This window comes from Burkholderia sp. Ac-20353, assembly GCF_017104785.1.
Taxonomy (GTDB): Bacteria; Pseudomonadota; Gammaproteobacteria; order Burkholderiales; family Burkholderiaceae; genus Burkholderia.
Genome location: NZ_JAAGPL010000553.1, coordinates 1 through 655, shown reverse-complemented (window position 1 = coordinate 655; position 655 = coordinate 1). Strand labels below are relative to the sequence as shown.

The 655-nt window shown below is 67.2% G+C and carries 1 protein-coding gene; it reads right to left on the bottom strand.

Annotated features, from left to right (window positions below; translation table 11 throughout):
- Nucleotides 1-655, bottom strand: a 655-nt coding sequence (locus tag G3N94_RS41920) for a hypothetical protein (protein WP_205799985.1), incomplete at both ends; no start/stop codon positions are given.

Sequence of the window (655 nt, the reverse complement as noted above, 5' to 3'; positions counted from 1 at the left end):
CGCCGTCGAGCGTATCGCCGAACTGCGCGCCCCCCGCAGGTGCCGCATACGTCTGCAACGCGACGTTGCCCCCGCGCCCGGCCGGCACCCCGTTCTGCATCAGCAACCGACCGTTCGCGAGCATTTCGCCGCCGCCCGATACATCGAGCACGCTTCCCGGTTGCAGCAGGATCGAACCCGTCGTATCCACGGCGCTGCCGTTCACCAAGGTCGCACCCTGCGTCGCCGACAGCGCAATGCTGCCGCCGTTGATGAACTGGCTGTTGCCGGGCGTCGTGCCCGGCGCGGCCTGCACGTCGTTGTTCACCCACTGGCCGGCCACGCTGATCGCGCCTTGCGGCCCGACGACGACGTTGCCCCCGCTCTTGATCGAGACCGAACCGGCAGGCGTGGAAATGTGCCCGGCGACGTTGACATCCGCGCCGACCGCGGGGCTGTTGAGCGAGATCGAACCACCCGGCTGCAGGTTCAACTGCGTGCCCTGCGCGATCACGATGCCCTTGCCCGCGTACTTGTCCGCGGTCACGTTCAGGTTCGCGAAACCGCCGTTGTTCAGCGTCGTGACCGGCACCACGCGCGTCGTCAGCAGGTTGTTCGGATCGTTGCTCGTCAGCGCCTGCGAAGCAGTCCTATCGAGTGGCGTATCGATCGAGAA